A 5,982-nucleotide genomic window follows, 5' to 3' on the forward strand; every position below is an offset into this window, starting at 1 on the left:
TGTCGGTAGTACGGTTGGAGGAGTGTCCCGCCGAAGGGAAGAAATCGCGTCGAGCGGAACCGGCAGCGAGCGGGCGCAAGGTCGCGAGCGTAGCGGAGTGGAACCCCCCGCGAGCCAGGGGCCCATGTTCCCGGCGGAGAAACTGCAGCCGGGAGACCGGAGGTCTTTCCCCAACGAAAAAGGGCACGGTCGCTCGTGCCCCAACCCATGCATCATCCGTCATGATCCCGCCGGCCGGCTACCAGACCCCGGTCTTGAGATATTCGTGCATCGCGGCGGCCGCCTTGCGGCCGGCGCCCATGGCGAGGATGACGGTTGCCGCGCCGATCACGATGTCGCCGCCGGCGAACACCCCCTTCTTGCTCGTCTTTCCCGTCTCCTGGTCGGCCAGGATGTTCCCCCATTTGTTCGTGTCGAGCCCGGGGGTGGTAGCCGGGACGAGGGGGTTGGCGCCGTTGCCGATCGACATGACGACGGTGTCCACCGACAGGCGGAACTCGGATCCCTTGACGGGGACCGGGCGGCGCCGCCCCGACGCGTCGGGCTCGCCCAGTTCCATCTTCTGGCACTCGATATCCGTGACCCACGCTTCGTCGTTCCCCAGGAAACGGACGGGGTTGGTGAGGAGGTGGAACTCGATCCCCTCCTCCTCGGCGTGGTGGATCTCCTCGATGCGGGCGGGCATCTCCTTCTTCGAACGCCGGTAGACGAGGTACACCTTCTCCGCGCCCATGCGCAAGGCCGTGCGGGCGGCGTCCATCGCCACGTTCCCCCCGCCGACGACCGCGACGTGCTTCCCCCGGAACAACGGGGTGTCCGCCACGGGGAACAGATACGCCTTCATCAGGTTGGAGCGCGTCAGGTACTCGTTGGCCGAATAGATCCCGATCAGGTTCTCCCCGGGGATGTTCATGAAGTACGGAAGCCCTGCGCCGGTCCCGATGAAGCAGGCATCGAACTTTTCCTCCCCCAGGAGTTCGTCGATCGTGATCGTCTTCCCGATGACGACATCGCACTCCAGCTTCGCGCCGAGGCTGCAGATGTAATCCACCTCCGACTGCACGATGTCTTTGGGGAGGCGGAATTCCGGGATGCCGTACATGAGCACCCCCCCCGGCTTGTGGAGTGCCTCGAAGATGGTGACGTCGTGCCCTATCTGGACCAGGTCCCCCGCGACGGTCAGGCCCGCGGGTCCGGCCCCGACGACCGCCACGCGCTTGCCCGTGGGGGGCGCGACCTCGGGGACCACCACGTTGCCGGTGACCCGCTCGAAGTCCGCGACGAACCGCTCCAGCCGGCCGATGGCGACCGGCTCGCCCTTCTTGCCGATGACGCACGGCATCTCGCACTGCTCCTCCTGGGGGCAGACGCGTCCGCACACCGCAGGGAGAGTGTTGTCCTCCTTGATCTTCCGGGCGGCTTCGACGAATTTTCCCTTCCGGACGAGATCGATGAACTCGGGAATCTTGATGTTGACCGGGCACCCTTTGATGCACGCCGGGTTCTTGCACTGGATGCAGCGGGATGCCTCCAGGATCGCCAGGTCGGGAGTGAGACCAAAGGGAACCTCCCGGAAGTTTTTTCTTCTGACCTCCGGGGGCTGCTCCGGCATCGGCTGCCGGGGGATGCTGGACGGCTTGGGACGGCGGGTCGGTTTCGCGTCGGCCATTACCGTCCCCCTCCCTTCGTCACGGGGGCGGGGGCCGGGGCTTTGCCTGCCGGTGGCTTTCCCCCCACGCACTTGCCGTCCTTGTGTTGATACCGTTCCATCGCCACCTTCTCCTCCTTCAGGTAGGCGCGGTTGCGCATCACCAGTTCCTTGAAATCGACCTCGTGCCCGTCGAACTCCGGGCCGTCCACGCAGACGAACCGGGTCACCCCGCCCACGGTCACCCGGCACGCCCCGCACATCCCCGTGGCGTCCACCATGATGGGGTTCAAGCTCACCACCGTCTTGATCCCGTGGGGCTTGGTGACCTCCGCCACCGCCCGCATCATCGGGACCGGGCCGATGGCGAAGCACAGGTCGATCTTCTCCCCGGCGTCGATCCGTTCCTGGAGGGCCGCGGTGACGAAGCCCTTCTTGGCGTACGAGCCGTCGTCGGTGGTGACGATCAGGGTGTCGCTGATCGGCTTCATCTCCTCCTCGAGGATGAGGAGGTCTTTCGTCCTCGCGCCGATGATCGAGATCAGCCGGTTCCCCGCGTTCTTGATGGCGGTCGCGATGGGGAGCAGGGGCGCCGTGCCGATCCCTCCGCCGATTCCGACGACGGTGCCGAAGTTCTCGATGTGCGTCGGCAGCCCGAGGGGGCCCACGACGTCCTGGATAGTCTCCCCCGGCTTCATCTCGGAGAGCTCCGCAGTCGACTTGCCGACCACCTGGTAGATGATGGTCACCGTCCCGTCCCCGGGGTCGGAATTCACGATGGTCAGGGGGATGCGCTCGCTCATCTCCCCTTTCCGGATGACGAGAAACTGCCCCGCCTTCCGTTTGCGCGCGATCCGGGGCGCCTCGATCTTCTGGAAGAAGACTTTCTGGGCGATCTCTTTGCTTTCGGTGAGCGTGAACAACGGGGGACCTCCGAGCCCGCCGGCACACGGCCGGACGATCGAAACCAATAGTGGTCTTGGCGGGACTTTTACCGGTTTAAAAACCTTGCGATATTACTTTTTCCCGCCCCCGAAATCAAGGGGAAAAAACCGCGCGGATGTCCCTCCAGAGAAGGTCGACCCCCGATCGGGTCTTCGCGGAGACGACCACCGGGGGGCCTCCGCGTTCCAGCCACGGCGGCCCGGAAAAACGGGAAGCGAAACCGGGAATCTCCCTCGGCTTCACCTTGTCCGCCTTCATGCCCACCCAACGGTACGGTACGCCCAGGGATCCGAGGTATTCCGCAAGCATCTCTTCCTCTTCCTCCGGGCCGCGCCGCACATCCACCAGGAGGTAGACCTTCCTCAGGAGGCGGCATCCGGAGAAATACCCTTCGACGAGCGTTTTCCACCCTTCGCGCTCCGCCCGGGAGACCTTCGCGAACCCGTATCCGGGAAGATCGGCGAAAGCGAACCGCCCTTCGATCTCGAAGAAGACGATCCCGCGCGTCCTGCCGGGCGTCCGTCCCACCCGGGCAAGCCGAGCGTTCCCCACCAGGGCGTTCAGCAGCGATGATTTCCCCACGTTGGACCGGCCCGCAAAAGCCGCCTGGGGGAGCGGGATTTTCGGCCATCCCTCGCCTGTCGGATCGAACATGAGGAAACGGGGCGGGACGGCCACGGGCTCTCCCCTTTACTTTTTGAGAACCGCCTGGACGGCCTTTTCGAGCGTTTCCTCCGCGACACGGCCCATCCCGGCAAAAGTGACCTTCCCCCCCCTGTCCACGAGAAACAGGGTGGGTATCTCCGTCACCCGGTACGCATCGGCGACCTTGAACATCCGCTTTTCGTCCCCCTCGTCGAGAAGAACCCGGAAGGTGTACCCCTCCTGCTTCGCGAATCCCGCGACCGTCGCCTTGAGGGGCTCCCCGTCCAGGGAAACCGCCGCCACGTCGACGTCGCCACCGTACTTATTCTGGATCTTCTGCAGGACCGGAAGATTGGCGCGGCACGGATCGCAAAAAACGGAAAAAAAGACGAGGAGAAGCGGCTTTTTCCCCCCCTCCTCGCCGAAGGAAAATTTTGTCCCGAGCATGTCCGGGAGGCGGAACGCAGGCGCGCCGGCCCCGGGGCCCAGCGACGGGATTTTCTCCGGGGCGCTTTCCGGCGCCCGGTCCGGTGCCTGCTCTTTCCCATGGGCCAGGGTCAGCCCGCATGCCAGGAGGAGAACCCCCGCCGCAACGGGGAGAGCCTTCCGGATCCCGCGCCTCATCGGGCTTCCCTACACGTCGCCCAGCACCTTCTCGTTCACCGTGATCTTCGCCTTCTTCTTCTGTTCCTCGAGGTAGGCATTCATCGCGGATTTGCGCTTCTCGTTCTGGAGGAAGCCCCGAAGCTGTTCCTTGATCATCATGAAGGGGACCTTTTTCCCGTGCTGGACGAACATCTCGGGGTGCTCCTTGAAGTAGGCCTCGACCTCCTTGTCGGTCGCCATGGCCTCCTTCTCGAGAACCTTCGCCGCCAGCAGATCGATGAGGATCGACCTCTCGATATCCGCGCGGCTGGTTTTGATCCACTCGGTCCCCTCGATCCCCTGCTTCTTCGCGTAGGCGGCGAGCGACCTGCCGGTCATTTCCCGGGTGAGGACCCGGTTGATCGCCACGGGGTTGCGGACGATGTCCCTGTCCCCTTGCATCCCCCCGGCGCTCTGCTCCAGTTGCGCTCTCACATACCCGTAGGTGACGTTGTCCCCGGCAGCGGTGGCCAGGACGGCGTCGTCCGGAACCTTCTCCCCCTGAACGATCCGGTTCACCATCGGCTGGACGATCTCGGACGGGAACTCCTTGTTGGCGGCCGCGATCAGATCCTGCTGGATTTTCCGGATCTTCGCCTCGGAAACCGAGCGCTGCGCCCGCACGCTCGCATTGTTGTCGGAAAGGGTGTTGTCGGCCGCCTTCATCTTCTTTGCCTCGGCCTGGGCATCGTCCTTCGAAACGATTCCCTTGGAAGCGACCTCCTTCCGGAACAGGGCGGTGATCAGGGCGCTCTGCTCGCTTTTCTTCAGGAAGTTGCGGAATTCGGCCGTGTTGTCCAGCCCTTGCGCCCGGGCGTCCTGCGCGAGCAGGCGTCCCGCGATCAGCCGGTCCAGGGCCTCTTTTTTCTGCTCCGGCGTAACTCCGGCAACGGCGGTCAACCCGCCGCGCACCCCGAGGAATTCCCGAAGCTCGGTTATTTTGATCGCGTCGCCGTTCACCTCGGCCACCGTTTCATTCTTCGCTTGCGGCTTGGAGCAGCCCAGCACGCCGAACGCGGCAACGACGACGGCCAGGGACAGGGCATTTCGGACAAACGATCGGTTCACGTTCTTTCTCCTCTATCCGGGGGATTTTTTTCGAATTACCGACCAACGAATTAGAACACAATCCGCTACCCGGATTCAATGGCGCATGATCCGGTGGGCGGAGACACAAGCAGCGGAGGAGAAACCATTACCTGGATTTGGGTGAGGATGCGGCAACCTCTTGGGAGTCGCGGGACTCCCGCTTGTCGAAGGATTCCGACGCGAAGTACGCCAGCCCCCGGCAGCCGCTGTGCGCGATGCAGGAATCGCAATCGACGGGCACCGAGTGGATCGCCTCGACGACCCGCATCCGCTGCGGCGACCCCCAGATCCTCTCGAACGGGGTTTCGAGGAGATTCCCCAGGCGGATGGGGATGGAGTCGCATGGATAGACGTTGCCGTCCCAGTCTACGTAGGCAAGCCGCGATCCCGCCTCGCAGCCGGAAAACTCGACGCGCTTTCCCCCTTCATCCGGAAAAACATTCCGCAGGAGCCGGCAGAGGAAGAAATCGTGGACGACGATCCGCTTCCCGACCAGGGAAATCCGTGAGGGGTTCAATTTCCGCGACATCTCCCGAAACTGCCCGGAGCTTGCGACCGGGATGTGCCCCACCGCGGCAAGGGCGCGGACGGCGTTGACGTTGGGAAGATGTAACTCCTTCGCGCCGCTTTCCGCGAAATCCTCGAGAACCTGCGGCAACAGGTGGATGGTCTCCTCGTCCGGCGCAAACGATACCGCGCGCGCGTCCTCGGGGAGGCAGCGGGAAAACGTATTCCCCCCCTCGATGGCCCAGAGGAAGATAATGGGATACCCCCAGCGGGAAGCCGCAACGGCCCTGGCGGTAAGCCCCACCGTCGCCTCGATCTTCGGGTTGCACTTGTGGATCTCGGTGAAGATTGCGGAGAGTTCGTCGATCCCCTTGTCGCCTTCGATCCGAAGTTCCACGAACTGCGGCGCGATCTCCCGAATCTGCCGGGCGATCCTCTTGGGACGCCCGACCCGGCCGCCGAAGTCGACGTCCCAGCGCACATGTGTCGGCAAGAAAAATTCC

At 64.1% G+C, this 5,982-nt stretch carries 6 protein-coding genes; all 6 read right to left on the reverse strand.

From position 1 onward, the window contains the following. Window positions 1-238: 238 nt before the first annotated feature. Complete coding sequence (gene gltA / locus VJ307_08315) at window positions 239-1,669, reverse strand: NADPH-dependent glutamate synthase (GenBank protein ID HJX74144.1); 1,431 nt, start codon at window positions 1,667-1,669, stop codon at window positions 239-241. Continuing rightward, entirely contained in the window at window positions 1,669-2,571 is a 903-nt protein-coding gene (locus tag VJ307_08320) for a sulfide/dihydroorotate dehydrogenase-like FAD/NAD-binding protein (GenBank protein ID HJX74145.1), read from the reverse strand. The genes gltA and VJ307_08320 overlap by 1 nt, the downstream gene beginning before the upstream one ends. Before the next feature lie 115 nt (window positions 2,572-2,686). Next, window positions 2,687-3,271, reverse strand: coding sequence for a ribosome biogenesis GTP-binding protein YihA/YsxC (yihA, locus tag VJ307_08325; GenBank protein HJX74146.1), 585 nt, complete (start codon window positions 3,269-3,271; stop codon window positions 2,687-2,689). Between the two features lie 12 nt (window positions 3,272-3,283). Continuing rightward, window positions 3,284-3,862, reverse strand: coding sequence for a TlpA disulfide reductase family protein (locus VJ307_08330; GenBank protein ID HJX74147.1), 579 nt, complete (start codon window positions 3,860-3,862; stop codon window positions 3,284-3,286). A 9-nt stretch (window positions 3,863-3,871) separates the two neighbouring features. After that, window positions 3,872-4,951, reverse strand: coding sequence for a hypothetical protein (locus VJ307_08335; protein ID HJX74148.1), 1,080 nt, complete (start codon window positions 4,949-4,951; stop codon window positions 3,872-3,874). A gap of 127 nt (window positions 4,952-5,078) precedes the next feature. Further along, the coding region (locus VJ307_08340; GenBank protein ID HJX74149.1) for an SPASM domain-containing protein at window positions 5,079-5,982 on the reverse strand (904 nt) is incomplete at its 5' end.

The sequence above is a fragment of the Candidatus Deferrimicrobiaceae bacterium genome, assembly GCA_035256765.1.
Classification (GTDB): Bacteria; Desulfobacterota; Deferrimicrobia; order Deferrimicrobiales; family Deferrimicrobiaceae; genus CSP1-8.

Bases quoted from the DNA above. Each gene is read 5' to 3' on its own strand.
- gltA (HJX74144.1), bottom strand. From the start codon at position 1,669: ATGGCCGACGCGAAACCGACCCGCCGTCCCAAGCCGTCCAGCATCCCC.
- VJ307_08330 (HJX74147.1), bottom strand. From the start codon at position 3,862: ATGAGGCGCGGGATCCGGAAGGCTCTCCCCGTTGCGGCGGGGGTTCTC.